The organism is Rhodococcus sp. W8901, assembly GCF_013348805.1.
Taxonomy (GTDB): domain Bacteria; phylum Actinomycetota; class Actinomycetes; order Mycobacteriales; family Mycobacteriaceae; genus Prescottella.
In genome coordinates this window covers 2,186,828-2,211,238 of record NZ_CP054690.1, presented here as the reverse complement: position 1 = coordinate 2,211,238, position 24,411 = coordinate 2,186,828, and the positions used below count along the sequence as shown (strand labels likewise).

Annotated in this window: 28 protein-coding genes; 7 read left to right on the top strand and 21 right to left on the bottom strand. The window is 69.3% G+C overall.

The features are described 5' to 3' along the window. Window positions 1-81: 81 nt before the first annotated feature. Window positions 82-978, bottom strand: coding sequence for a 30S ribosomal protein S2 (gene rpsB / locus HUN07_RS10510; RefSeq protein WP_114719554.1), 897 nt, complete (start codon window positions 976-978; stop codon window positions 82-84). A 321-nt stretch (window positions 979-1,299) separates the two neighbouring features. On the opposite strand from rpsB, the gene HUN07_RS10505 reads away from it, so the two are divergent. After that, the gene (locus tag HUN07_RS10505; RefSeq protein ID WP_174909574.1) at window positions 1,300-1,881 is read left to right on the top strand and encodes a M23 family metallopeptidase; all 582 of its coding nucleotides are present in this window, start codon (window positions 1,300-1,302) and stop codon (window positions 1,879-1,881) included. On the opposite strand, the gene HUN07_RS10500 is transcribed toward HUN07_RS10505, so the two are convergent. Continuing rightward, window positions 1,866-2,804, bottom strand: coding sequence for a tyrosine recombinase XerC (locus HUN07_RS10500; protein ID WP_174909572.1), 939 nt, complete (start codon window positions 2,802-2,804; stop codon window positions 1,866-1,868). The two genes, HUN07_RS10505 and HUN07_RS10500, sit on opposite strands and share 16 nt — an antisense overlap. Window positions 2,805-2,889: 85 nt before the next feature. On the opposite strand from HUN07_RS10500, the gene HUN07_RS10495 reads away from it, so the two are divergent. Beyond that, window positions 2,890-4,125 carry a multidrug effflux MFS transporter gene (locus HUN07_RS10495; protein WP_174914616.1) on the top strand — a complete coding sequence of 412 codons (1,236 nt, stop codon included), beginning with the start codon at window positions 2,890-2,892 and terminating at the stop codon, window positions 4,123-4,125. Window positions 4,126-4,133: 8 nt separating this feature from the next. Here HUN07_RS10495 and HUN07_RS10490 read toward each other — a convergent pair whose 3' ends face one another. Both HUN07_RS10490 and HUN07_RS10485 read right to left on the bottom strand, forming a co-directional pair. Continuing rightward, window positions 4,134-4,907, bottom strand: coding sequence for a siderophore-interacting protein (locus tag HUN07_RS10490; RefSeq protein WP_174909570.1), 774 nt, complete (start codon window positions 4,905-4,907; stop codon window positions 4,134-4,136). Window positions 4,908-4,993: 86 nt separating this feature from the next. Beyond that, on the bottom strand, window positions 4,994-6,124 hold the full coding sequence (locus HUN07_RS10485) for a GIY-YIG nuclease family protein (RefSeq protein WP_114719546.1): 1,131 nt from the start codon (window positions 6,122-6,124) through the stop codon (window positions 4,994-4,996). A 152-nt stretch (window positions 6,125-6,276) separates the two neighbouring features. On the opposite strand from HUN07_RS10485, the gene hadA reads away from it, so the two are divergent. Further along, on the top strand, window positions 6,277-6,810 hold the full coding sequence (gene hadA / locus HUN07_RS10480) for a (3R)-hydroxyacyl-ACP dehydratase subunit HadA (protein WP_114719544.1): 534 nt from the start codon (window positions 6,277-6,279) through the stop codon (window positions 6,808-6,810). 38 nt (window positions 6,811-6,848) lie between these two features. On the opposite strand, the gene dprA is transcribed toward hadA, so the two are convergent. From dprA to HUN07_RS10435, 9 genes are all read right to left on the bottom strand, one after another. Further along, a complete protein-coding gene (dprA, locus tag HUN07_RS10475; RefSeq protein WP_174909566.1) occupies window positions 6,849-7,976 on the bottom strand; it encodes a DNA-processing protein DprA in 1,128 nt (375 codons plus the stop codon). After that, window positions 7,973-9,481, bottom strand: coding sequence for a YifB family Mg chelatase-like AAA ATPase (locus tag HUN07_RS10470; protein ID WP_174909564.1), 1,509 nt, complete (start codon window positions 9,479-9,481; stop codon window positions 7,973-7,975). The genes dprA and HUN07_RS10470 overlap by 4 nt, the downstream gene beginning before the upstream one ends. After that, window positions 9,481-9,837 carry a YraN family protein gene (locus tag HUN07_RS10465; protein WP_114719538.1) on the bottom strand — a complete coding sequence of 119 codons (357 nt, stop codon included), beginning with the start codon at window positions 9,835-9,837 and terminating at the stop codon, window positions 9,481-9,483. The genes HUN07_RS10470 and HUN07_RS10465 overlap by 1 nt, the downstream gene beginning before the upstream one ends. Before the next feature lie 195 nt (window positions 9,838-10,032). Continuing rightward, a complete protein-coding gene (locus tag HUN07_RS10460) occupies window positions 10,033-10,350 on the bottom strand; it encodes a DUF2469 domain-containing protein (RefSeq protein ID WP_005513927.1) in 318 nt (105 codons plus the stop codon). 48 nt (window positions 10,351-10,398) lie between these two features. Then, complete coding sequence (locus tag HUN07_RS10455) at window positions 10,399-11,091, bottom strand: ribonuclease HII (RefSeq protein WP_174909562.1); 693 nt, start codon at window positions 11,089-11,091, stop codon at window positions 10,399-10,401. Beyond that, window positions 11,088-11,855, bottom strand: a complete 768-nt coding sequence (gene lepB, locus HUN07_RS10450; protein ID WP_174914615.1) for a signal peptidase I — start codon at window positions 11,853-11,855, stop codon at window positions 11,088-11,090. Before lepB ends, HUN07_RS10455 begins: the two co-directional genes overlap by 4 nt. A gap of 97 nt (window positions 11,856-11,952) precedes the next feature. Continuing rightward, the gene (rplS, locus tag HUN07_RS10445) at window positions 11,953-12,294 is read right to left on the bottom strand and encodes a 50S ribosomal protein L19 (protein ID WP_031939962.1); all 342 of its coding nucleotides are present in this window, start codon (window positions 12,292-12,294) and stop codon (window positions 11,953-11,955) included. A gap of 74 nt (window positions 12,295-12,368) precedes the next feature. Further along, window positions 12,369-13,253 (bottom strand): hypothetical protein, encoded by an 885-nt coding sequence (locus HUN07_RS10440; RefSeq protein WP_114719532.1) that lies wholly within the window; start codon window positions 13,251-13,253, stop codon window positions 12,369-12,371. After that, window positions 13,253-14,227: a formylglycine-generating enzyme family protein gene (locus HUN07_RS10435; RefSeq protein ID WP_174914613.1), complete on the bottom strand. Its 975-nt coding sequence runs from the start codon at window positions 14,225-14,227 to the stop codon at window positions 13,253-13,255. The genes HUN07_RS10440 and HUN07_RS10435 overlap by 1 nt, the downstream gene beginning before the upstream one ends. A gap of 109 nt (window positions 14,228-14,336) precedes the next feature. On the opposite strand from HUN07_RS10435, the gene HUN07_RS10430 reads away from it, so the two are divergent. Further along, window positions 14,337-15,008 carry a GAP family protein gene (locus HUN07_RS10430; RefSeq protein ID WP_174909560.1) on the top strand — a complete coding sequence of 224 codons (672 nt, stop codon included), beginning with the start codon at window positions 14,337-14,339 and terminating at the stop codon, window positions 15,006-15,008. Window positions 15,009-15,067: 59 nt separating this feature from the next. On the opposite strand, the gene HUN07_RS10425 is transcribed toward HUN07_RS10430, so the two are convergent. Further along, a complete protein-coding gene (locus HUN07_RS10425; RefSeq protein WP_174909558.1) occupies window positions 15,068-17,434 on the bottom strand; it encodes a Tex family protein in 2,367 nt (788 codons plus the stop codon). A gap of 40 nt (window positions 17,435-17,474) precedes the next feature. Between HUN07_RS10425 and HUN07_RS10420 the strand changes: the two genes are divergently transcribed. Next, complete coding sequence (locus HUN07_RS10420; protein ID WP_174909556.1) at window positions 17,475-18,455, top strand: serine hydrolase; 981 nt, start codon at window positions 17,475-17,477, stop codon at window positions 18,453-18,455. On the opposite strand, the gene HUN07_RS10415 is transcribed toward HUN07_RS10420, so the two are convergent. The 5 genes from HUN07_RS10415 to rpsP all read right to left on the bottom strand — a co-directional run bounded on the left by HUN07_RS10415 (window position 18,452) and on the right by rpsP (window position 21,878). Beyond that, window positions 18,452-19,828 (bottom strand): flavin monoamine oxidase family protein, encoded by a 1,377-nt coding sequence (locus HUN07_RS10415; RefSeq protein WP_174909555.1) that lies wholly within the window; start codon window positions 19,826-19,828, stop codon window positions 18,452-18,454. The two genes, HUN07_RS10420 and HUN07_RS10415, sit on opposite strands and share 4 nt — an antisense overlap. Window positions 19,829-19,906: 78 nt before the next feature. Continuing rightward, window positions 19,907-20,605 carry a tRNA (guanosine(37)-N1)-methyltransferase TrmD gene (trmD, locus tag HUN07_RS10410; RefSeq protein ID WP_114719522.1) on the bottom strand — a complete coding sequence of 233 codons (699 nt, stop codon included), beginning with the start codon at window positions 20,603-20,605 and terminating at the stop codon, window positions 19,907-19,909. Window positions 20,606-20,615: 10 nt separating this feature from the next. Beyond that, window positions 20,616-21,182: a ribosome maturation factor RimM gene (rimM, locus tag HUN07_RS10405; RefSeq protein ID WP_114719520.1), complete on the bottom strand. Its 567-nt coding sequence runs from the start codon at window positions 21,180-21,182 to the stop codon at window positions 20,616-20,618. A 7-nt stretch (window positions 21,183-21,189) separates the two neighbouring features. Further along, window positions 21,190-21,432, bottom strand: coding sequence for an RNA-binding protein (locus tag HUN07_RS10400; protein WP_003939023.1), 243 nt, complete (start codon window positions 21,430-21,432; stop codon window positions 21,190-21,192). Beyond that, the gene (gene rpsP, locus HUN07_RS10395; protein WP_114719518.1) at window positions 21,432-21,878 is read right to left on the bottom strand and encodes a 30S ribosomal protein S16; all 447 of its coding nucleotides are present in this window, start codon (window positions 21,876-21,878) and stop codon (window positions 21,432-21,434) included. The genes HUN07_RS10400 and rpsP overlap by 1 nt, the downstream gene beginning before the upstream one ends. A 278-nt stretch (window positions 21,879-22,156) precedes the next feature. Between rpsP and HUN07_RS10390 the strand changes: the two genes are divergently transcribed. Continuing rightward, window positions 22,157-22,555, top strand: a complete 399-nt coding sequence (locus HUN07_RS10390; RefSeq protein ID WP_114719517.1) for a transcriptional regulator — start codon at window positions 22,157-22,159, stop codon at window positions 22,553-22,555. Next, entirely contained in the window at window positions 22,552-22,938 is a 387-nt protein-coding gene (locus tag HUN07_RS10385) for a DUF3817 domain-containing protein (RefSeq protein WP_114719515.1), read from the top strand. The genes HUN07_RS10390 and HUN07_RS10385 overlap by 4 nt, the downstream gene beginning before the upstream one ends. Before the next feature lie 56 nt (window positions 22,939-22,994). On the opposite strand, the gene rdgB is transcribed toward HUN07_RS10385, so the two are convergent. Both rdgB and rph read right to left on the bottom strand, forming a co-directional pair. Next, a complete protein-coding gene (rdgB, locus tag HUN07_RS10380) occupies window positions 22,995-23,606 on the bottom strand; it encodes an RdgB/HAM1 family non-canonical purine NTP pyrophosphatase (protein WP_174909553.1) in 612 nt (203 codons plus the stop codon). Beyond that, window positions 23,603-24,385 (bottom strand): ribonuclease PH, encoded by a 783-nt coding sequence (gene rph / locus HUN07_RS10375; protein ID WP_114719511.1) that lies wholly within the window; start codon window positions 24,383-24,385, stop codon window positions 23,603-23,605. Before rph ends, rdgB begins: the two co-directional genes overlap by 4 nt. Between the last annotated feature and the right edge of the window lie 26 nt (window positions 24,386-24,411).

The following is a 24,411-nucleotide window of genomic DNA, read 5'->3' as shown; positions in this document are numbered from 1 at the left end:
CGGATGCCTGACTCAGCGGTGCCAGGCAAAAGCAGCTGAGTGAAACGGCCCCGACCGGGATTACGGTCGGGGCCGAATCAACTAGGCCTGCTTCTCGGCGTCCGCGACGTCCGCGGGAGCCTCGGCGAGCTTGGAATCGGCCTCGGCGACAGCCTCACGCGGGGACTCGGGGCCACCCTCCGTGATCACGTCGGCGGCCGGAGCAGCCTGCGAGAGGAGCTCCTGCTCCCACTCGGCGAGGGGCTCGCCGGCGCCGGCCTCCGGCTTGGCGTCCTTGTCGGCGCTCAGACCGGCACGGGCCTGCACGCCCTCGGCCACCGCCGAAGCGACGACCTTGGTCAGCAGGGCGGCGCTGCGGATCGCATCGTCGTTGCCCGGGATCGGGTAGTCGACGACGTCGGGGTCGCAGTTGGTATCCAGGATCGCGATGACCGGGATGTTCAGCTTGCGCGCCTCGCCGACGGCGATGTGCTCCTTGTTGGTGTCGACGACCCAGATGGCCGACGGAACCTTGGCCATGTCCCGGATGCCGCCGAGGGTGCGGTCGAGCTTGGTCATCTCACGCGTGAGCATGAGGATTTCCTTCTTGGTGCGACCCTCGAAACCGCCGGTCTGCTCCATCGACTCGAGCTCCTTCAGGCGCTGCAGGCGCTTGTGGACCGTCGAGAAGTTGGTGAGCATGCCGCCGAGCCAACGCTGGTTGACGTAGGGCATCCCGACGCGAGTTGCCTCGCCCGCGATGGACTCCTGAGCCTGCTTCTTGGTACCGACGAACAGGACGGTGCCGCCGTGGGCGACAGTCTCCTTGACGAACTCGTACGCCTTGTCGATGTACGTCAGCGTCTGCTGCAGGTCGATGATGTAGATGCCGTTGCGGTCGGTGAAGATGAACCGCTTCATCTTCGGGTTCCAACGGCGGGTCTGGTGCCCGAAGTGTGCGCCGCTGTCGAGCAGCTGCCTCATGGTCACAACAGCCATGGCTGTGTACCTCTTCTTTCATTGCCGGTTGCTGCAGTGGTCGGGTGACCTCTGCCCTGGCGCCCGCCCGATCGTCGGACCTGCACGAATGCAGGACCAGCCGAAGACCGGATAATGCGCGGGCGCGCGAAGTCGGACTGTGCGTGCACAGACCGCTCGACAAGTGTACGGCCTCGCCGCCACCGTTCCTAACCCGAGACTCACGGATCAGGAAGCCGCAGGTGGCGAGTCCGGCCGGCAAATCTGTGGATGACGAATTCGTCCATCCACAGATCGAGGGATGGGTGCCGCACGTGACGGATTGCGCGCCAGAGTCGCTCCATGAGGTTTCCCCGCGCCGCCTGCTGCATCGTGATCACGGCAGCACTGTTCTGTTTCTGCGTCTCCCCGTCGGTCGTCTCCCCCACGGTCGCCGCCGCACCGCGACCGGCGCCGCCTCCCGCCGAGCCGGCCCCCACCGCCGACACGGCACGCGCGGCGTTCGATTGGCCGCTGCACCCCCGACCGAGGGTGACGCGGGCGTTCGACAAGCCCGACCGGAACTGGCTGCCCGGGCACCGCGGCGTCGACCTGGCGGCGGCGCCGGGCCAACCGGTGCTCGCCGCCGGCCCCGGCACGGTGGTCTTCGCCGGTTCGGTCGCCGGGAAGCCCGTCGTCTCGGTCGATCACCCGGGCGGTCTGCGGACCACGTACGAGCCGGTGGACGCGTCGGTCACCGCCGGCCGACGGGTGGAACGCGGCACCGTCCTCGGCACCGTCGCACCCGGGCATCCCGAGTGCGCGGCGACGGCGTGCCTGCACTGGGGGCTGAGGCGGGACCGGGAGTACCTCGACCCGCTGCCGCTGGTCCGGGCGGTGCCGATCCGGCTGTTGCCGACCGTCGCCGGTCAGGCGCGGGGATGAGCCTGGTCGTGGACGGCGCGCAGTCGGGCCACCGAGACGTGCGTGTAGAGCTGGGTGGTCGCCAGACTCGAATGCCCCAGCAGTTCCTGGACCACACGCAGGTCGGCTCCGCCCTCGAGCAGGTGCGTCGCCGCCGAGTGCCTGAGCCCGTGCGGCGCGAGGTCGGGCGCGCCCGGCACGGCCTGGACCACGTCGTGCACGACGCTGCGAGCCTGACGCTGATCGAGACGTCCGCCGCGGCGCCCGAGCAGCAGGGCGTCGCCGGATCGCGCGTTCGCGAGTTCGGGTCGGCCCGCACGCAGCCACGCGTCGATTGCATCCTCCGCGGGCAGGCCGTACGGAACCACGCGTTCCTTGTCGCCCTTGCCGAGCACCCGCAGCACGCGCCGACTGCTGTCGATGTCGGCGACGTCGAGCCCGCACAGTTCGCCGACGCGGATTCCTGTCGAGTAGAGCAGTTCCACGATCAGCCGGTCCCGCAGCGCGATCGGGTCCTCCTGATCGGCACCGGACTGCGCGGCGGCCATCGCCTCGGCCGCCTGTTCCTGGCGCAGGACCGGCGGGAGCGTGCGGTGCGCTTTCGGCGCGACGAGCCGGACCCCGGGGTCGACCTCCATCCGGCCGGTCCGCTGCGCCCACCCGGTGAACCCCTTCGCCGACGACGTCCGTCGGGCGAGGGTGGTGCGGGCGACACCGGCGGCGGCCTGCCCTCCGAGCCAGCCGCGCAGGACCCGCAGATCGAGATCGGCCAGTGTCGCGTCGGGCCGGTCGCGGGTCCCGTACTCGAGCAGGCTCCGGACGTCGGCGAGATAGGCGCGCACGGTGTGCTCCGAACGCCCCCGCTCGAGCCTCAGATACTCCGCGTAGTCGTCGAGATGCGTGCGCAGCCCGGGCGACAGCTGCGGGTTCGGGTCGACGTCCATACCGACAACGGTCGCGGCGTCCTCGCGAATTCGCAAGCGGCCGCGCCGGTAGGGTTCTCGCGTGAATCGCGCTATTCCTATTCCGCTGCTTTGCGTTCTAGCTCTGATCTCGGCAACTGCTCCCCTGTCGACGGACATGTACCTGCCCGGCCTGCCGTCGATGGCCGACAGCCTCGGCACGTCCCCAACGAACGTTCAGTTGACGCTGACCACCTTCATGGCCGGGCTCGGCATCGGCCAGTTGCTGATCGGGCCGCTGTCCGACGGTCTCGGCCGTCGCAAGTTGTTGATCGGCGCGACCGTCGTGTGCGCGATCAGCGGTCTGCTGTGCGCGATCGCGCCCAACATCGGCGTTCTGATCGCCGCCCGACTGCTCCAGGGTCTCAGTGGCGGCGCAGGAATCGTGTTGGCCCGCGCCGTGATTGCCGACCGAGCCCGGGGCGACTCGGCGGCGCGCCTGTTCAGTCTCATGATGATCATCGGCGGGGTGGCGCCCGTCGTCGCGCCACTCATGGGCGGCGCGCTGCTGGGGCCGATCGGCTGGCGCGGCATCTTCTGGGTCCTCACGGCCGCTTCCGTCCTGATGCTGGTCGGTGTGCTCACCGTCGTCCCGGAGACGCTGCCCGTCGAGCGCCGGCACGGCGGCGGACTGGCCGCGTTGGCGCACAACATCCGGTACGTCGCCACCAACCGCGTGTACGTCGGCTATGCCCTGACGTTCGCGTTCGGATTCGGCGCCCTGTTCTCGTACATCTCGGCGTCGCCGTTCGTGGTGCAGGACGTTCTCGGCCTGACGCCCGGGCAGTTCTCCATCGTGTTCGCGGTCAACTCGCTGGGCATCATGGTCGGCAGCATCGTCAACACCAAGCTGATCGGCCGGTTCGACCCCCGACAACTCCTCGCCTTCGGCGTCAGCCTTTTGGTGGCCTCCGGACTTCTGCTGACCCTCGCGACCACGATCGGCGGCAGCCACATGTGGCTCGTGCTGCCCTTGATGTTCGGCGTCGTCTCGAGCATCGGCTTCATCATGGGCAACGCGACAGCCTTGGCGCAGGGACGGGTCCCCGAGGCGGCCGGAACCGGTTCGGCGCTGATGGGCGCCGGGCAGTTCGGGCTGGCGGCGCTCATGTCCCCGCTCGTGGGAATCGGCGGCGGCGATTCCGCCGTGCCGATGGCGATCGCGATCCTCGCGTCGGGCGTGATCGCGATGACCGCGCTCACGGTCCTGACCCGCGCCGCCGACCCGAACCCGACGGATACTCCGGAGCACGATCGGACCCAGTCCACGTCACCCCGCCAGGTCGTCGACGAGGCGGGGTGACCGCGACCTCAGACCGACTCGGCAGCCGCCAGTTCGGACTTCCACACGCGGAACCCCTCTTCCGTGCGCCCGCGACGCCAGTACCCGGAGATCGATGCCGAGGCGGCCGGGACGCCGCGTTCCTTCCGGATGTAGGGGCGCAGGCCGTGCATGACGGCCTGCGCCTCCCCATGGATGAACACGTGCACGTCGCCGGGCAGCCAGGCCATCTCGCGGACCGCCGTCACCAGTAGCGAGTTCTCGCCCGCCACATCGTCCCCCGCGATGTCGGACGTGACGCCGCGGTGGATCCACGTGATCTCCACGTCGTCACCGGCTGCCAGCGCGACCTCGTCGCGCTCGTCGGCGACCTCGATGAAGACCCTGGCCACCGCGTCGGGCGCGAGGGCAGCGACGGCCGTCGAGATGGCCGGCAGCGCCGATTCGTCACCTGCGATGAGATGCCAGTCGGCATCCGGCCGGGGCGCATAGGCACCGCCGGGACCGCGGACGGTCAGCGTCTCCCCCGGCGCCGCGGACGCGGCCCAGGGCCCCGCGACACCCTCGTCGCCATGAACGACGAAGTCGATCGCCAGCTCGCGCGCGACCGGGTCGACGGATCGGACCGTGTACGTCCGCAGGACCGGGTCGTCCGCGGGACCGAACTCGATCTTCACGTACGAGTCGGTGAACTCGGAAGATTCGAAGGACTCGAAACCCGGATCCCCCAGAACGACGCGAACCATGTGCGGCGCGATTCGCTCGGTGCGCACCACTGTCAACGTCGATGTCTTCCTGGCCACTGCGACACGCTCCTGACGATCCAAACAGCAATTGGTTAGCTTTACCTAACTACCATACAGACCGCGCGGACAGTGGTCGCGCGCCGTCAGCGGCCGTGCGGGCGGGCCAGCGTGAGTCGCTGCACCCAGCCGTGGGTCGGCCATGCCTTGAGTCCCGCGCGATCCGGAGTGACCCGGGTTCCGACGAACTTCGCCTCGAGCTCGGCGTCGACAGAACCGGTGAACCGCCACAGCTGATCGGTGGTCGGACCCACACCTTCCCAGGAGGTGGCGCGGTAGACAGCCCGAACGATGTTGTCCGCGAACACGATCACCGGAAGATCGGCGATGTTGCGGGCGGCCGACCCGGCGCGCCACGGCCCCCGGGCCGCCGCGTACAGATCGTCCGCGGACAACCCCGCGCCGGCCGCGGCGGGAACTCGCACCAGAGCACCCGGCACCGGCAGTTCCGGCGCGGGCAGAGCCGCGTACTGCACGGCCAATTCCTCGACGGACATGGCCCGCTTCTCGAGGTCCATCGGTTCACCGGCGAGGTTCGTCAACACCGGATGCTGCGGCCGGTGCTCGAGCTGACGCAGTGCGTCGGTCACCAGATGCGCCGCCTCCCGTGCCGCGCCGACGGTGTCGTGGGCCGCCTCCAACCGGTGTCGCAGAATGAGGTGATCCACCGAATGCCCGGCCGCATAGATGTCGCGGATCCGGCGAGTCCAGGCGGTGCGGGTCTCGTCGCGATCCGCGTCCCCGACATTCTCGGAGTCGAGCGTGCCCGCCTCCCCCAACGCATCCCATGCATGCGCGTAGACCTGATTGCCGCGTCCCGCGCCGACGTAGAAGATCGAGCGGTCACGGGGGTCCCGCAGCGCGTAGACGTACACGCCCAGGTTCTCGACCACGCGGGCCGGAAGCGGGTTGGGCGACGGCTTACGCTCGCGGGGCTCGGCGGTGATCACCCGCATGACGGCGAGCCGGAGCGCATCGGAGACCACGACGCCGCCGGCGGGCCCGTCGAACAGCACCCCGGACGCGTCGCGCACCGACGTGAAGGTGCGCCCGGCGTTGTCCTGCAGCGAGTTGACGACCGCGGTGAACTCGGCGAGCCGCACCTTGGGGTCGCTCGCCACGCCCCGCCCCTCGTCGTCCGTGAGGAAATCGCGGATTCCCGGTGCGGCCAGCAGCACTCGGGTGATGTCTTCGGGGACGGTCCAGACGGTAGCCATGACGCGACTGTAGGCGATCACCGGACCGCATGCGGTGCACCTTGCTACCCAGTGACCTCGGATCGTTTCCGTATGGAAACGATCCGAGGCCGCTTGTGTCCATCCACGTCCGATATCGGACGCCGGAACCGTTCTTCCGTCACACTCGATCTGTGACCCGATCAGCCGAACCCACCGACAACCGCGCCTCACGCGCCGAGCGTCTGGTGGGCTACAGCTACCGCATGCCCGACTACTACGAGGTGGGCCGGGAGAAGGTTCGCGAGTACGCGACCGCCGTCCAGAACACCCATCCCGCGCACTACGACGAGGAAGCCGCACGCGCGCTCGGCCATTCGGCACTGATCGCGCCGCTCACCTTCGTCTCGGTCATCGGGGCCATTGCCCAGAAGTACCTGCTCGAACAGATCATCACCGGATTCGACCTGAGCCAGATTCTCCAGACGGACCAGAAACTGGTGATCCACCGCCCGATGCGCGCAGGCGACCGGTTGACGGTCGACGTCTCACTCGAGTCGTTTCGGCAGACGGCCGGCAGCGACATCATCGTGACGAAGAACATCGTGTCGGACGACACCGGCGAACCCGTCATCACCACCTTGACCACACTGGTCGGCCGGACCGGCAGCGAGGCCGATCCCGATCGCCTCCGCCGGATCAAGGACGTGATGATGCGCGAGGCGTGATCCGGCGGTCGGCACACTCGGTGGCCGGCGCCTTCCCGTCACCACCGGAACCAGCCCGTCTCGTCCGACCCGACGAATCCGTCGAGTTCCAGCACCGGCAGCAGGGCCCGCACCCGCGCCACCGGTAGCCCCGACTCCTCCGACAGCTCGCGGGTGCCCCGGGTACCGCTGCCCGGCAGCGCCTCGTACACCGCGGCCGCATCGCCGGTGAGCGCGTCGAGAGCGCGCACCGCCCCGCCGCCGGCAGCCTCGCCACCATCGACACCAATCGGCCCGGCCTCCTCCACGATGTCCTTCGCGCTCGCGACCAGGCGGGCCTCTCCCTCCCGGATCATCCGGTGACACCCGGTCGACGCCGCGGACGTCACCGGTCCCGGCACCGCCAGCACGGGACGGCCCAGCCGCCGGCCCCACGTGGCGGTGTTCCGCGCCCCGCTGCGCCAGCCCGCCTCGACCACCACGACGCCGTCGGACAGGCCCGCCACCAACCGGTTCCGGGCCAGGAATCGATACCGGGCCGGGGTCGTGCCGGGCGGATACTCGCTGATCACCGCGCCGTCACGCGCGATCTGCTGCAGCAACCGCCCGTGCCCGGCGGGATAGGCCCGATCCACCCCGCACGCGAGGACCGCGACCGTGAGACCACCCGAGCCCAGCGCCGCCCGATGCGCGGCGGCGTCGATCCCGAACGCCGCCCCCGACACCACCGTCCACCCGTCGGCCGCGAGATCGCCGACGATCTCGGCGGTGACGTGCTCGCCGTAGGAGCTCGCCGCCCGCGTACCGACGACCGCCACCGACCGGGCCACCAGCTCGTCGAGCGGTCGATCCCCCAGCACCCACAGCGCCAGCGGGCCGCCGTCGTCGCGGCCGTCACCGAGTGCGTCGAACGCCAGCAGTCGCCACCGCGGCCACTCGTCGTCGTCGGGCGTCACCAGACGACCGCCCATGGCCGCGAGCAGATCCAGATCCCGGGCCGCCGTGTCGATGTGCGCCCGCGCCGACGTCCGCCGATCCAGGAAGCTCGACAGATCCCGCTCGCGCACCGCCCGCGCCGCGTCGACTGGGCCGACCGCCGAGACCAACTCCGCGAGCGGTGGACACGACCCCTGCACCACCTTCGACAGATACGCCCACGCCGACAACCGCGGATCGTGCCCACTCATGCCACACCCCGGTCCCGGAACTCGAGCGCCGTCGAGACCTGGTCGCGGCCCGGTGAGTCCAGGCCAGCGAGGTCGCCGAGGGTCCACGCCACCCGCAGCGCACGGTCCGCGCCGCGTGCGGTGACGGCGCCCAGGCGCAGCGCCTTCTCGAGCGGTACGAGCGCCTCTCGCGGCAGCCGGAACCGTTGCCGCAGAGCCGGGCCCGGCACCTCCGCGTTGGTCCGCCATTCGTAGGACCGCCACCGTTCGCCGGCCGCGGCCCGGGCGGCGGCCACCCGACCGCGCACCTGCTCGGTGGTCTCACCCACCTCGTCCATCAACGCCCCGGTCGCCACGGCCTTCATCCGGATGCGCAGGTCGACCCGGTCCAGCAACGGTCCGGAGAGCCGACCCAGGTAGCGGCGCCGGACCGTGGGCGCGCACACGCAGTCCACCTCACGCGCCGGTGCGCACGGACACGGGTTCGCGGCGAGCACCAACTGGAACCGCGCCGGGTAGCGCGCGACCCCGTCCCGCCTGGCGATGCGAACCTCCCCGTCCTCCAACGGCGTCCGCAGGGCCTCGAGCGCCTTGGTTCCCATCTCGGCGCACTCGTCCAGGAACAGGATTCCTCGGTGCGCGCGGCTGACCGCCCCCGGTCGCGCCATCCCGCTGCCACCGCCCACCAGCGCGCTCATCGAAGACGTGTGGTGCGGCGCGATGAACGGCGGCTCGGTGATGAGCGGGCGCTCCGACGTGAGCAGCCCGGCCACGGAGTGAATCGCCGTGACCTCCAGCGCCTCCGGCTCGGTCAGCGCCGGCAGCACACCCGGTAGCCGCTGCGCGAGCATCGTCTTCCCGATGCCGGGTGGACCGGTGAGCATCAGGTGGTGGGCACCGGCGGCCGCCACCTCGATCGCCCACCGCGCCTCCGCCTGTCCCACGACCTCGCTGAGGTCGGCGCGCGACGACGACGCCCCGGTGTCGAACGGCGCGGGTGCGGACAACGTCCCCTTGCCCTGCAGCCACAGCGTGACCGCGGTGAGACGGTCGGCGCCCAGAACCTCGATTCCGTCGACCAACCCGGCCTCCGCCAGCGCCTGGACCGGGACCACCACCGTCGACCATCCCGCGTTCTTCGCCGCCAACACTGCGGGCAGCACGCCGCGGACCGTGCGCAGCCGGCCGTCGAGCGCCAACTCGCCCAACAGCACCGTCTTCGCGAGGCGCGTCCGCGGAACCTGCCGGGCGGCGTCGAGCACGGCGCACGCCAAGGCGAGGTCGTAGACGCTGCCCACCTTCGGAAGCGTCGCCGGCGACAGTGCCAGCGTCACCCGCGATTCGGGCCACTTCTCGCCGGAGTTGGTGACCGCCGCCCGCACCCGATCCCGAGACTCCTGCAGCGCAGTGTCCGGCAACCCCACCAGATGCACCCCGGGCAGTCCGCGGCCGATGTCCGCCTCGATCTCCACGATCTGCCCGTCGACCCCGCTCACCGCCACCGAGTGAGCACGCCCGAGCGCCATCAGAACACCGCCACCAGGTGCGTGACCTCGGGCTCCCGATGCCGAGCCACGAGCACCGACACCACATCGAATCGCACATTCGGCCAGTGCTTCTCGGACGCGGACAGCCAGCGCTGGGCCAACATCCGGATCCGCCTCTGCTTGGCATAGGTCACCGCCTCCGCCGGACTCCCGAATCCCAGCCCCGACCGAGTCTTCACCTCCACGAACACCACGGTGTCGCCGTCCGCGGCCACCACGTCCAGTTCTCCGTGGCGGCACCGCCAGTTCCGGTCCAGGATCTGCAGGCCCGCGTCCGTCAGCACGCGGGCCGCGATTTCCTCCCCCATCGCGCCCAACGCGATATTGCGTCCCATCCGGGCTTCCCCCTCACCCGGCCGGAACCTCCCGCCGGTGACGAAGACTGTGCCCGTCACCCCTCGGCGCGGCGGAACCCCGAACAGGGAGAACAGATTGCCCTGTGGATGGGTCGGGAGCTGTGGACAACCACCCTTCGAACACACGAGAGCCGCGCACCCCGGAAGATGCGCGGCTCTCGGAAACTCGAACGATCAGCCCAGACCGTTGTCCGGCAGTCGCAGGTCGGACTTCTCCAGCTCCTCGATGTTCACGTCCTTGAACGTGATGACCCGCACGTACTTCACGAAGCGAGCAGGCCGGTACATGTCCCACACCCAGGCGTCGGACATCCGCACCTCGAAGTAGATCTCGCCGTCCGCGCTGTGCGGCAGCAACTCCACGGAGTTCGCGAGATAGAACCGGCGCTCGGTCTCCACGACGTACGAGAACTGACCGACGATGTCCCGGTACTCGCGGTACAGCGACAGTTCCATCTCGGTTTCGTATTTCTCGAGATCCTCGGCACTCATCGGCCTCGACGTCCTCCTGCGTTGTTGTGAAAACTCATCATCCCGCACCTACCCCGCGGACCCGAATCCGTGGCTCCCCGCCGATTCGAACTCGCGGCTCGCCGCGGCTACATTCGCGTACGACATCCGGTGCTCACGGCTCGGCCCCAGTTCGTGGAGCGCGGCCGTGTGCACCGCTGTGCTGTAACCCTTGTGCCCGGCAAAACCGTACCCGGGCAGTTCCTCGTCCATCGCGACCATCGTCCGATCACGGGTGACCTTCGCGAGAACGCTCGCCGCCGCGATGCACGCGGCCGCGGCGTCGCCCCCGATCACCGGCAACGACGGCGCCGGCAGACCCGGCACCCGGAATCCGTCGGTGAGGACGTAGCCGGGCGGCACCGACAGTCCGGCGACCGCCCGGCGCATCCCCTCGATGTTCGCGACGTGGACCCCGATCCGGTCGATCTCGGCGGCGGGGATCTCGACGACACTCCACGCCACCGCGAGCCGCTTGATCACCGGGAACAGCTCCTCACGGACCTTCTCGGTGAGCTTCTTCGAATCGTCCAGCCCGGCCAGGGCCGCGTGCGGCTTGGGTCCGAGCACACACGCCGCGACGACCAGCGGTCCCGCGCAGGCGCCGCGTCCGGCCTCGTCGACGCCGGCCACGGGCCCCAGACCGCATCGCACCAGTGCAGACTCCATGGTCCGCAAGCCGGATGCTCTGCGAATGACGGTTCTCGGTGGCCAGGTACTCACTGCTGCTGAATGTCGGGGGACGAGATCTTGCCCCAGCGTGACGGCGGCAGCACGATGAATGTCGCCTTGCCGATCACGTTGTCGATCGGGATCGTGCCTTGGCGTTCGTCGGAGACGTGGTAGCGCGAGTCCGCCGAGTTACTGCGGTTGTCACCCATCATCCACAGGTTGCCCTCGGGGACGGTGACGGGACCGAAGCAGCGGGCCGACTTCACCGCGGTATCGCACGTCTGCACGCCCGGGATGAACGGGAAGTCCATGGTGATGTACGGCTCGTCGAGCGGTTTGCCGTCGACCAGGACACGGCCCTGGTCGTCGCAGCACTCCACCCTCTGCCCACCGGTGGCGATGACACGCTTCACGAGATCATTCTCGTCCGGCGGGACGAGTCCGACCATGGATCCGAGTTCCTGCGCGCCACGTTTCACGGGGTTCGACGAACGCGTCGACTCGTACCGCTCCGACCACGAATCCGGGCCGCGGAAGACGATGACGTCCCCGGGCTTCGGGTCGCCGAAGCGGTAGCTGATCTTCTCGACGACGATGCGGTCACCCGTGCAGCCGGGGCAGCCGTGCAGCGTGGGTTCCATCGACTCGGACGGAATGAGGTACACCCGCGCGATGAACGTCTGCAACAGGAAACTCAGCACCAACGCGACGAGGATGAGGATCGGTATCTCGCGCCAGAACGAGCGGGGCTTCTTCGCCTTGCCCCGACGTGAGCGCTTTTCGGCGCCGTCTCCGTCATTCGCGTCCGACGTCACGGCCGGGTCCTGCGGTGCATCTGCCACTGAGACAGATTAGCCCGACACCGCGTGAAAGCGGTGCCGGGCCAACCGAAGTAGCTCAGAGCGTCGAAGCTCAGCGCTTTTCCTTGATCTTCGCAGCCTTGCCGCGCAGGTCGCGCAGGTAGTACAGCTTGGCGCGACGGACGTCACCGCGGGTGACGACCTCGATCTGGGCCAGGTTGGGGCTGTGGACCGGGAAGGTGCGCTCGACGCCGACGCCGAACGAGATCTTGCGGACGGTGAAGGTCTCGCGAACGCCGCCGCCCTGGCGGCGGATCACGACGCCCTTGAAGACCTGCACGCGCTCCTTCGAGCCCTCGATGACCTTGACGTGCACGTTCAGGGTGTCACCGGCGCGGAACTCCGGAATATCGTTGCGGAGGGACTTGGCGTCCAGGAAATCCAAGGTGTTCATGGTTGTTCCATCCTTGCGTTTTTCGCAGGAGCAGAGGAACCGAGCGGCCGTGGCTCGACTGGTTCGTGCTCAGATCAAGTTGAGTCGCCTTCACCAGGCAACCCGACCATTGTGCCAGACGCCGCACCATGCGTGGAAATCGGCGCCGGTGCGGGTTGCACGGTGCGCTCGAGCTCCGCCTCGGTGGCCGTCAGCGCATGCTCGACGCTCGGTTTACCTGCGACAAGGTCCTGCACATAGATCTTCGCCCGGATCATCGGGCGACGGAACCGCTTCTCACGCTCGATCGCGCGCTGCATCCGGCGGGGCTTCGCCGTATATCGCCATCTCGCCCACGGCGCGCCGGGCCGGCTCAGCCGGATCGCGCCGACCAACAGGATCGGGAACACGAACAGCCCGACGAGTCCCGTCCAGATCTTGCCCTTGAGGATGACGATCGCGGCCAGGGCCAGGTTGACGACCGCGAGAACCACGATGGTCACCCGGACCGCGACGTGCGGATCCTCGCGCCACTCGGTGATATCGAGCAGTTCGAGCGGCTGGAATCCGAGCAGCAGCAACCCGGTCACCGCGAGCGCGACGAAGACCGCGTCCACCGACGCCCGGCCCTGATCGGACCAGTACACGTCCTTGAGGTAGAAGATCAGGGCGAACTCGTCGAGGACGAGGGCCGCGCCGATCCCGAAGAACGTGGCGATCACCGCACCGGTCGCCTGCGTCGCGTTCTCGTACACCGCGATCAGCGCGACGCCCGAGGCGAACATCGTCACCACCCCGAACACGACGTGATGGATGTGCTGCCCGCCCGGGGTGATGTTCCCGGGCCACCACCGCACCTCGGCTCGGATCATCCGGACGCTGACCCGGATGAAAAGGAACGCGAGCAGGAATCCGAGGAGGAAGAACAGCAGCGGGAGCCGACCGTTGGCGATGATCTCCCGTTCGAGCCAGTGTCGCATCAGGAAGGGACCCGACCACGGACGATGCAGCGGAACCCGATGTGGCAGGTGGACGTCTCCTCGGTTTCCCCCTGTCGGGCCGCCGGACGGTAGCGCACGCAGTAGTTGGGCGCGCACAGGTGCGATCCGCCCTTGATCACCCGGCGCGGGTACACCTCGCCGTCACGCGCCTCGCCTACCTCCACGCGCGGGTTGCGCGGAATGCAGCACGACGACGCGGGCGCGACGTTCCTGCCGGACGCGCTGTGGTCGACGGTGTGGAAGTCGGTGGTCCACTCCCACACGTTGCCTGCCATGTCGTCGAGGCCGTAGCCGTTGGGCCGGAAACTGCCGACCGGCGACGTGCCGACGAATCCGTCCTCCGCCAGGTTCTCCCACGGGAACTGTCCCTGCCACGTGTTCGCCTGATGCCTGCCGCCCGGCGTGAACTCGTCGCCCCACACGTATGTCTTGCGGTCGAGTCCGCCGCGCGCCGCGAACTCCCATTCGGCCTCGGTTGCCAGTTCCTTGCCCGACCACGCCGCGTACGCGAGCGCGTCGGTGTAGGAGACATGTGTGACGGGGTGCCGCTCGCGGCCCCCGACGTTGCTGCCGGGGCCTTCCGGATGCCGCCAGTCCGCGCCCGGCACCCACGACCACCACTGCTGGTAGTTGTCGAGCGAGACCGGTCGGTCGGGCGGGGTGAACACGAGCGAACCGGGGACGAGCAGCGCCGGGTCGGCGTCGGGGTAGTCGGCCGGATCGGGCGCGAGCTCCGCGGTCGTCACGTGGCCGGTGGCCTTCACGAAGCGCCTGAACTCGGCGACCGTCACCTGGTGGGTGTCCATCCAGAAGCCGTCGATGCTGACCTGATGGACCGGACGCTCCTCCGGGTAGAAATCCTCCGATCCCATCCAGAACGTTCCCCCGGGGACCCACACCATGTTCTTCGGCGCACCGGAGGAGTCTGTGGGTACTGACGCGATCGGCTGCATGAACGATGAGCTTTCCATCTGTTCGGGTACCGCGAAAGCCGGAGTCGGATCCGGCGATTCACCCACAACGGGTGGGCCGCGCCGGGGCCTTCGCTGCCAACATTCGAGGATGGGTACCGCTATCGGGGACGTGCTCCCCCTCGCCGTCGGCGTCGCGATCAGTCCGATTCCGATCATCGCGACGATTCTGATGCTGCTCACACCTCGCGCCGGAAGCACCGCGACAACCTTCCTCGCGGGCTGGATCCTCGGGATTGCGGTTGCGTACGCACTGTTCGTGGTGATCGGCAGCGCGATAGACCTGTCGTCGAACTCGGACGGCAACGCCGTGACCGCGACCATCCGGATCGTCCTCGGCGCCCTGTTGCTGGCCCTGGCCGTGAAGCAGTGGCGGGGACGTCCGGCCCCCGGCGAGGAACCGTCGATGCCGGGGTGGCTCGCCGCGATCGACAAGGTGACACCCGTCAAAGCGCTCGGGCTCGGCTTCGCCCTGTCGGCGATCAACCCGAAGAACCTGTTGATGATCGTCGGTGCCGCGGTCGCGGTGTCTCAGCTCGGCGCACCCGTCGGCACGATCGTCGTCGCGGGAGTGGTGTTCACGGTGCTCGCGGCGTGCACGGTGGCCGTCCCCGTGATCGGCTACTTCACCATGCGCGAGCGCGCGACCTCGTGGCTGAACAACCTGAAGACGTGGCTGACCGCCAACAACGCCGCGGTGATGGCGGTCCTGCTGCTGGTGATCGGCGTGATGCTGATCGGCACGGGCATCGGCGGTTACTGAATCCCCAGACCGCGAAGGAGCCCCGGGACACCGGTCCCGGGGCTCCTTCGGTCTCACCGCTACTTGCCGAAACCGGCCTTGCGCAGCGCGTCCGCCATCGAGCCGCTCGCGGGCCGCTGTTCGGCGCGCCGGTCCCGGCCCCGGCCCTGGCCCTGGCCCTGGCCACCGCGACCCTGACCACCCTGCCGCTGACCACTCTGACGCTGACCGCCGTTGCCCTGGCCACCCGGACGCTGACCGCCCTGACGCTGTCCGCCGCGCGGCCCGTTCGGGGCACCGACCTCGTCGTCGAGGCGCAACGTCAGCCCGATGCGCTGGCGTTCGACGTCGACCTCGAGCACCTTGACCTTCACGACGTCACCGGACTTGACGACCTCGCGCGGGTCGCTGACGAACGTGCGCGACATCGCCGACACGTGCACCAGGCCGTCCTGGTGGACGCCCACGTCGACGAACGCGCCGAACGCGGCCACGTTGGTCACGACGCCCTCGAGCACCATGCCGGGCTTCAGGTGCGCGACCTTCTCGATCCCGGCCGCGAACGTGGCCGTCTTGAACTCCGGGCGCGGGTCGCGGCCCGGCTTGTCCAGCTCGGCGATGATGTCGGTGACGGTCGGCAGACCGAACTTCTCGTCGACGAAGTCGGCCGGCCGCAGCTTCTGCAGGACGGCGGTGTTGCCGACCAACTCCCCCACCCCCGAGCCGGAGGACTGCACGATCCGGCGCACCACGGGGTATGCCTCGGGGTGCACGCTGGACGCGTCGAGCGGGTCGTCACCGTTCGGGATCCGTAGGAAGCCGGCGCACTGCTCGAACGCCTTCGGCCCGAGTCGCGGCACGTCCTTGAGCCCCTTGCGGCTGCGGAACGGACCGTTCTGGTCGCGGAACGCGACGATGCTCTCGGCGAGCGAACCGGCGATGCCCGACACCCGCGACAGCAGCGGCACCGACGCGGTGTTGACGTCCACGCCGACCGCGTTCACAGCGTCCTCGACGACCGCGCCGAGCGAGCGCGCGAGCATCGTCTCGGACACGTCGTGCTGGTACTGGCCGACACCGATCGACTTGGGGTCGATCTTCACCAACTCGGCGAGCGGATCCTGCAGACGCCGCGCGATCGACACCGCGCCCCGGATCGAGACGTCGAGGTCTGGCAGCTCCTGCGACCCGTACGCCGACGCCGAGTACACCGACGCGCCCGCCTCGGAGACCATCACCTTCGTCAGGCCGGCCTCGGGGAACTTCGAGATCAGTTCGGCGGCAAGCGCGTCCGTCTCACGCGATGCGGTGCCGTTGCCGATCGCGACGAGTTCGACGCCGTGCTTGGCGGCGAGCGCGGCCAGGGTCGCGAGCGACTGGTCCCACTTGTTGTGCGGCTGGTGCGGGTAGATGGTGTCGTGCGCGACGACCTTGCCGGTGGCGTCGACGACCGCGACCTTGGTGCCGGTGCGGAAGCCGGGGTCCAGGCCCATCGTCGCGCGGGTGCCGGCCGGCGCCGCGAGCAGCAGGTCCTTGAGGTTGGCCGCGAACACGTCGACGGCGTCCTTCTCGGCGGACTGGCGCAGCCGCATCCGGGTGTCGATGCCGAGGGTGATCAGCATCTTCGTCTTCCATGCCCAACGGACGGTGTCGAGCAGCCAGCGGTCGGCCGGACGGCCACGGTCGGCGATCCCGAAGCGGGACGCGATCCGGCCCTCGTAGAGGCTGGTCTCCCCCGGCTCGAGCGGCTCGCGATCCGACGCGAGCGTCAGCGACAGGATCTCCTCCTTCTCGCCGCGGAACATCGCGAGGATGCGGTGCGAGGGCAGCTTCTCGAACGGCTCGGAGAACTCGAAGTAGTCGGCGAACTTGGCGCCCTCGGTCTCCTTGCCCTTGCGGACCGACGACTCCACCTGCCCGCGGGCCCACATCAGCTCGCGCAGCTCACCGACGAGGTCGGCGTCCTCCGCGAACCGCTCCACGAGGATCGCGCGGGCACCCTCGAGTTGCTCGGCGTCGTACCGGGCGGGATCGACGGTCGGGTCACCGATCAGTGCATCGGCCACCGGTTCGTGCCCGGCCTCGCGCGCGATCTGCGCCTTGGTGCGCCGCTTGGGCTTGTACGGCAGGTAGATGTCCTCGAGCCGGGCCTTGGTGTCGGCGAGCATGATCTGCTGCTCGAGTGCGGCGTCGAGCTTGTCCTGGGAGCGGATCGACTCGAGGATCGCGACCCGCCTGTCGTCGAGTTCCCACAGGTAGCGCAGCCGCTCCTCGAGCTGGCGCAGCTGCGCGTCGTCGAGGCCGCCGGTGACCTCCTTGCGGTACCGGGCGATGAACGGAACCGTGGCGCCGCCGTCCAGGAGGTCGACGGCCGCGGCGACCTGACCCTCCCGTACGTCGAGCTCTTCGGCGATGCGCTGGTTCACGGATTTGAGAGCAGTCGTCACGGCGATCGACCCTACCGCTAGCCTGTCCGAGGCGTCGGTCATGAGCCCGGCGAACGGATCGCGGGAGGAACCGGTGGCAGGACGGGCGCGACGCCTCGGCGGCGTGTGCCTCGCGGTGGGCGTGCTCGCCTCGTGCGCGGCGCAGACGACGGGTGACGCGACCCCCGACAGCCGGCACGCCACCGTGCAGGCGGCGACCGTCGATTCGGATCCGGTCCCGACCACCCTCGAGGGCCGGATCGGCAAGGCCGTCTCCGACGCCGCCGACCGGGGCGCCGACCTCACCCTGGCTCTGCTGGACCGGCACCAGAACCGTTACGTCTCGTTCGCCGACACCGAGCCGTTCGCGACCGCATCCGTCGCGAAGCTGTTCATCGCCGACGACCTCCTCTACCGCGAGTCCACCGACGAATTGGAACTGTCCGAGGACGAGCACACCCTCGTCGCGCGGATGCTCGAGGACTCCGACGACGACGCCGCGAACGAACTGTGGAACGAGTACGGCGCCTCCGATCTCGTGCTCGACGTGGCGTCCCGATACGCCCTGTCGACGACGTCGGCGCCCTACGACGACAACTGGTGGAACACCGAGACGACCGCCGCCGACCTGGTCGGCTACTACTCCGCGGTGCTCGACGGCCGCGGCGGGCTCGACGCCCCGCACCGCGACGAGCTGCTCGGTTACCTGCGCAACTCGCACCCGACCGCGGCGGACGGCTACGACCAGCGGTTCGGCATTCCCGACGGCCTGCCCGACGAGACCGTCAAGGCCGTAAAGCAGGGCTGGATGTGCTGCCTGGACGATCGCTGGACCCACCTGTCGACCGGGATCGTCGGCGCCGACGACCGCTACGTGTTGGTGCTGCTGTCCCGCGAGGATCTGGACTACGGGGATGAGGACACCGACTACTACCCGGACACCTCGCTGACCGCCGCCGTCGACGACGCCAGCGCCGCGCATGCGCGCGAGACGATCACCGACGCGGCCCGAACCCTGTTCCCGCAGAGGCGGATCGACTAGTCGGCGCGCGCCGCCCCGACGAGATCCTCCGCGGCGATCACCTCACGGGCAGCACGCTCCCCGGACCGCACCGCTCCGTCGACCCACCCGCACATCACCGCCGAACTCTCGGTGCCCGCCCAGTGGATGCGGCCGCACGACGCGCGCAGCGCCGGACCGAATTCGGTGAGAACCCCGGTCGGGGCGTGGCTGAGCATCCCGCCGCCCGAGTACCGCTCGGTGGTCCAGTCCTGCTCGACGTAGTCGACCGGCGCGGCGGCCTGCGGCCCGAACCGCTCGATGAGGGCGGCCACAACGGCGCCGCGCCGGTCCGCGGGGGTCATCCGGCCGAGCGCGCGGGCCTGCGGCCCCTCCACTATGACGCACATGATTCCCGGCCGCGCGGCGTCGGTGCCAGCGTCGACCGTCACCATGGCCGCCGAACCCGGCGCCGCGGACTGCCCCGACAACCCGTCGGCGCGCCAGAACGGCTCGTCGTAGAGGACCGCGACCTTGAGAATCGATCCGCTCGGCATCCGCTGGTGCAGGAACGTCCGATCTACCGGCAGCAACGGCTCGTAGCGGATCTGACCCGCGATCGCCAGCGGCACCGCGACGATCGCCCGGCGGGCCCGCACCGTCACCTGGTCGCTGCGGACCGTCACCCCGTCCGTGTCCTGTTCGATCACGCGCACAGGCTGCGACAGGTGCAGCGAGCGCCCCAGTTCGGCGGCCATCGGCCGATAGATCGCACCCATGCCGCCCACCGGGCGGGCGTCCTGCGCGGCATCCCTCACTCCGAGCACGAACGACGGCCCGCCACCCGACGCCATCTGGTACAGCACGAACAGGAACGAGACCTCCGACGCGGCCGACGTGTAGCAGCCGGCGATCGCCATCTCGAGGAGTTCGTGGGCCGGCTTCGAGAGCACGTTGTCGTCGAGCCACTTGGCGAGACTGATCCGGTCCCATTCCGCGGCGCGTTTCGCTTCCCACGGCGCATCCAGCGGTATCGACTTGCACAGCTCACCGAGTTCGAGGAACACCGCCCCCAGATTGGCGACGGCCCACGGACTCATCGTCATCGGGATGGTGCCCTGGTAGCGATACTTCTTGCCGTCCACCATCATCATCGCGTCGCCGTCGGTGTACTGGCGGTAGCTCGGGACGCCGAATTCGGTCATCAACGCGTGGATCCGGTCCTGCCCGGGACCGATCCACGCCCCGCCGCGATCGATCCACACACCGTCGTCGCGGGTCTCGGTGAAGGTGCGGCCCCCGATCCGGTCGCGCGCCTCGAGCACCGTGATCGAGCGGCCCGCCTGTTTCAGGCGTAGCGCCGCGGTCAACCCCGCAAATCCGGCCCCCACGACGCAATAGTCGACATCAGTCATTGCCGGTCACCTCGAGTTCATGCCTACTCGCGGGGACCGCTGCGGGTCAATGATGTTCGGGCGGGCTCGAGAAACCGATCAGGAAAGGAGATCGGGGCGACGCTCGGCCGTGCGCTGCAACGACTGCGCCCGACGCCAGGCCGCGACCTTCGCGTGATCGCCGGACAGCAGCACCGGCGGGACGTCGAGTCCGCGCCAGCTCACCGGACGGGTGTAGCTGGGACCCTCGAGCAATCCGTCGGAGAACGAATCCTCTTGGTGCGACTGCTGATTGCCGAGGACACCGGGCAGCAGCCGGACCACGGCCTCGACCATCACGAGAACCGCGGCCTCGCCACCGATCAGGACATAGTCGCCGATCGAGACCTCTTCGACACGCACCCGTCGGGACGCGTCGTCGAACACCCGCTGATCGATGCCCTCGTACCGGCCGCACGCGAACACCAGGTGCTTCTCCTCGGCCCAACGGTGCGCGGTGGCCTGGGTGAACGGCACGCCGGCGGGAGTGGGGACGACGAGCAGGGCCTCGGAATCGGGTTCACCGTCGTCGTCGGTGAGCACCTCGTCGAGTGCGTCGCCCCACACGGTCGGCTTCATGACCATGCCGGGTCCGCCGCCGTACGGGGAATCGTCGACGGCCTTGTGCACGTCGTGGGTCCAGCGCCGCAGATCGTGGACGCCGACGGAGATGAGCCCCTTGTCGATCGCCTTGCCGAGCAGCGCAGCACGCAGCGGCTCGAGGTACTCGGGGAAGATCGTGACTACGTCGAGACGCACGGCGGTTCGGTCACTCCTCGTTTCGGCTGTCGCCGAAGTCGGGGTCCAACAGGCCCTCCGGCGGATCGATCTCGATCACGCCGTCGGCGATCGAGATCGTCGGCACGATTGCCGTGACGAACGGGATCAACAGTTCGCCCGACGTCTGCCCTTCCGGGCGAACGGACAGCAATTCGCCTGCAGCGGAATGCAATACCTCGATCACGGTGCCCACCGGCGTGCCCGCGTCGGGTCGTCCGGCGGCGATACGCACAGCCAGGCCCTCGAGCTCGTGATCGTAGAACTCGTCCGGATCGTCGGACGGGGTCAGTTCGGCGGTGTCGATCAGGAACAGCGTGCCGCGCAACTCGTCCGCAGCGGTGCGATCCGCGACACCGTGAAGGCGCAGCAGAAGCCGCCCGGAATGCTCCCGGGCGGCTTCCACCGTGAATGTGCGCAGCTTCTGCTCGCGCGGCTTGCGGCCACGCAGTTCGGCGCCGACGGCGAACCGCTCGCCGGGCTCGTCAGTGCGAACCTCGACGACCAGCTCTCCCTTGATGCCGTGCGACTTGGCGATGCGGCCTACGACGAGCTCCACTGCCGTACTACTGATCGGTGTCGACGACGTCGACGCGGATCCCACGGCCCCCGATACCGGAGACCAGGGTCCGCAGGGCGGTCGCGGTACGACCACCGCGACCGATCACCTTACCGAGATCGTCGGGGTGCACATGCACCTCGACGGTGCGTCCCCGACGCCCCGTGATCAGCTCGACGCGAACGTCGTCGGGGTTGGCGACGATCCCACGGACGAGATGCTCCACGGCATCGGCGACAACGGCGCTCATTACTCGGCAGCCTCGGTGGACTCGGCGTCGGCAGCAGGAGCCTCGGCCTCTTCCTTCGCGGCCTTCTTCTTCTTGGGGGTGATGGCCTCGGAAACCGGCTCGTTCTCGGCCTGCGCCAGCGCAGCCTGGAACAGCTCCAGCTTGGACGGCTTGGCTTCCTTGGTCTTCAGGGTGCCCTCGGTGCCCGGCAGGCCCTTGAACTTCTGCCAGTCACCGGTGATCTTCAGCAGGTTCTCGACCGGCTCGGTCGGCTGTGCGCCGACACCCAGCCAGTACTGAGCGCGCTCGGAATCGATCTCGATCAGCGAGGGCTCTTCCTTGGGGTGGTACTTGCCGATGGTCTCGATCGCACGGCCGTTGCGGCGGGTGCGAGAGTCCGCGACGATGATCCGGTACTGCGGGTTGCGGATCTTGCCGAGGCGGGTGAGCTTGATCTTGACAGCCACTGCTGCGTATCTCCTTCAGTGCGCACACCAGTGCACACGTGTCACGTGCAATTCGGCGACCTGCCAGGGTGGCGGGTCCGGTTTTGCCTCTCTCCTGTGACCGTCGCGCGGTGCGTAACCGGATGCGACGAACAGCGGTTCATTCTGCCAGACGCCGACGGGTGAGTGAAATGCGGGCCGACCGACCCCGCGCGGGGTGGCCGACAGGTGCACTGCGGGTGACGAGTACCACCAGGCACCCCTACGGGGAGGCTCCCCACCTCGGGTACCGTCGATGTGTGGCCAGAACCGTTCGAAAACGACGCCCCGCGCTGATCGTGTTGGTGATCGTCGCGGCCGCCGGATGCCTCGCGCTCGGCTGGTGGCAGTGGACGCGATTCGAAGCGGCCGGCGGCACCGGCCAGAACCTGGGCTACGCGTTCCAGTGGCCGCTGTTCGCAGCATTCGTCGTCTACGCATACCGCCGCTTCGTCCAGCTCGAGGACGGCGGAGCCGAGGCCGACGAGCAGGCGGCCGCGGACGAACCGACCGACGTCCCCGACGGGCTGCTTCCCGAGCGCCCGAAGGCGCGGACGTCGTCCGACGACGTCGATGATCCCGAGTCTCGGCAGATGCTCGAGTACAACGATTACCTCGCCGGGCTCTCCGCTCGCGAGTCCGATAGGAGCGACAAGTGAGCGGCGGCCCGAACGAGACCACCCCACAGCAGACCACCGCGCCCGCGCCGGCGACGCCCACGGAGGGCGACAGGAAGAAGATCGCCGGGGCACTCCTGCGCTACCGGGTACTCGCGTACGCGACCGGTATCTGGCTGCTCGTGCTCACCGCCGAGATGGTGGCGAAGTACATCTTCGGCGTCGACAACCTGCCGACCTGGATCGCGATCGTGCACGGCTGGGTGTACTTCGTGTACCTGATCCTCACGATGGACCTCGCCGTGAAGGTCCGCTGGCCTGCGAGCCGCACGATCGGCACGCTACTGGCCGGCACCGTCCCGTTCCTGTCGTTCTTCGTCGAGCACTGGCGCACCGTCCAGGTGAAGCGCGACTTCGGAGTCTGATCCCACCCCGCACACGACGAAGGGCCCGTCCGTCAGGACGGGCCCTTCGTGCGTCTCTATCGGCGTGCGAGCTGCGCGAGGGCCGGCACCAACTGGGCCAGCGCGCGTCCGCGGTGCGAGGCCGCGTCCTTCTCCTGCGGCGACAACTCGGCCGACGTCCGCTGCTCACCACCGGGTTCGAAGACGGGGTCGTAGCCGAATCCGTTGTCGCCGCGCGGCTCGCGGACGATCCGCCCACGCCACTCTCCCCGTACCACGATCGGGCCCGCGCCCGGGATCGCGAGCGCGCACGCCGACACGAAGGCCGCGCCACGCCGCTCGTCCGGCGTGTCCGACAGCTGACCCAGCAGCAGCGCGGTGTTCGCGTCGTCGTTTCCGTGGGCACCGCTCCAGCGAGCCGAGAGGACGCCGGGCATGCCGTTCAGGGCATCGACCTCGAGCCCGGAGTCGTCGGCGACGCACGGCAGGCCAGTGGCGGCGGCACCGTCGAGGGCCTTGACGAGCGCGTTGTCCTCGAAGGTCGCGCCGGTCTCCGGGGTCTCCGGAAACTCCGGCACCTCGTCGAGGCCGATCACCTCGAGGCCGTCGATACCGGCGGCGGCGAGCACGCGCCGCAGCTCACCGAGCTTCTTTGCGTTGCGGCTGGCTACCAGGATCCTGCCGCTCAACTGCCGAACGCCTTCTTCTTCGGCTCGGCCGGCTCCGGCAGCGTGCCCGGGTACGGCTCGGCGAGCGCGGCCTGCTGGATCTCGAACAGCTGCTCGCAGCCGGCGAGCGCCGAGTCGAGCAGCTTGTCGAGCGTCGACCGCGGGAACGTGGCACCTTCTCCGGTGCCCTGGATCTCGACGAGGGTGCCGGTGTCGGTCGCGACGACGTTCATGTCGACCTCGGCGCGCGAGTCCTCCTCGTAGGGCAGGTCCAGGCGCACACGTCCGTCGACGACACCGACGCTGACGGCGGCGATGGCGCACGAGATGGGCTGGGGGTCCGCCAGACGCCCGGCGGCGCGCAGGTAGGTCACGGCGTCCACCAGCGCGACGTAGGCGCCGGTGATGGCCGCGGTGCGGGTGCCGCCGTCGGCCTGCAGCACGTCGCAGTCGATCGCGATGGTGTTCTCACCGATCGCGGCGAGGTCGATGCACGCGCGCAGCGAACGACCGACGAGGCGGCTGATCTCCTGGGTGCGCCCGCCGACCTTGCCCTTGACCGATTCGCGGCCGCTGCGGGTGTGCGTGGCGGCCGGGAGCATCGCGTACTCGGCGGTGAGCCAGCCCAGCCCCGAACCCTTGCGCCAGCGCGGCACGCCCTCCTCGACGCTCGCGGTGCACATCACCCGGGTGTTGCCGAACTCCACCAGCACCGAACCCGCCGGGTGGTTGGTGAATCCCCGCGTGATCCGAACCTCGCGGAGCTGATCGTCGGTCCTACCGTCTTCTCGTGTCGTCACGTTCCGAGAGCCTAGTCGCCGCGCGG

Bases quoted from the DNA above. Each gene is read 5' to 3' on its own strand.
- rpsB (WP_114719554.1), bottom strand. From the start codon at position 978: ATGGCTGTTGTGACCATGAGGCAGCTGCTCGACAGCGGCGCACACTTC.
- HUN07_RS10505 (WP_174909574.1), top strand. From the start codon at position 1,300: ATGAGGTTTCCCCGCGCCGCCTGCTGCATCGTGATCACGGCAGCACTG.
- HUN07_RS10500 (WP_174909572.1), bottom strand. From the start codon at position 2,804: ATGGACGTCGACCCGAACCCGCAGCTGTCGCCCGGGCTGCGCACGCAT.
- HUN07_RS10485 (WP_114719546.1), bottom strand. From the start codon at position 6,124: ATGGCTACCGTCTGGACCGTCCCCGAAGACATCACCCGAGTGCTGCTG.
- dprA (WP_174909566.1), bottom strand. From the start codon at position 7,976: ATGAGTGGGCACGATCCGCGGTTGTCGGCGTGGGCGTATCTGTCGAAG.
- HUN07_RS10470 (WP_174909564.1), bottom strand. From the start codon at position 9,481: ATGGCGCTCGGGCGTGCTCACTCGGTGGCGGTGAGCGGGGTCGACGGG.
- HUN07_RS10465 (WP_114719538.1), bottom strand. From the start codon at position 9,837: ATGGGACGCAATATCGCGTTGGGCGCGATGGGGGAGGAAATCGCGGCC.
- HUN07_RS10460 (WP_005513927.1), bottom strand. From the start codon at position 10,350: ATGAGTGCCGAGGATCTCGAGAAATACGAAACCGAGATGGAACTGTCG.
- rplS (WP_031939962.1), bottom strand. From the start codon at position 12,294: ATGAACACCTTGGATTTCCTGGACGCCAAGTCCCTCCGCAACGATATT.
- HUN07_RS10440 (WP_114719532.1), bottom strand. From the start codon at position 13,253: ATGCGACACTGGCTCGAACGGGAGATCATCGCCAACGGTCGGCTCCCG.
- HUN07_RS10435 (WP_174914613.1), bottom strand. From the start codon at position 14,227: ATGCAGCCGATCGCGTCAGTACCCACAGACTCCTCCGGTGCGCCGAAG.
- HUN07_RS10430 (WP_174909560.1), top strand. From the start codon at position 14,337: ATGGGTACCGCTATCGGGGACGTGCTCCCCCTCGCCGTCGGCGTCGCG.
- HUN07_RS10420 (WP_174909556.1), top strand. From the start codon at position 17,475: ATGAGCCCGGCGAACGGATCGCGGGAGGAACCGGTGGCAGGACGGGCG.
- HUN07_RS10415 (WP_174909555.1), bottom strand. From the start codon at position 19,828: ATGACTGATGTCGACTATTGCGTCGTGGGGGCCGGATTTGCGGGGTTG.
- HUN07_RS10400 (WP_003939023.1), bottom strand. From the start codon at position 21,432: ATGAGCGCCGTTGTCGCCGATGCCGTGGAGCATCTCGTCCGTGGGATC.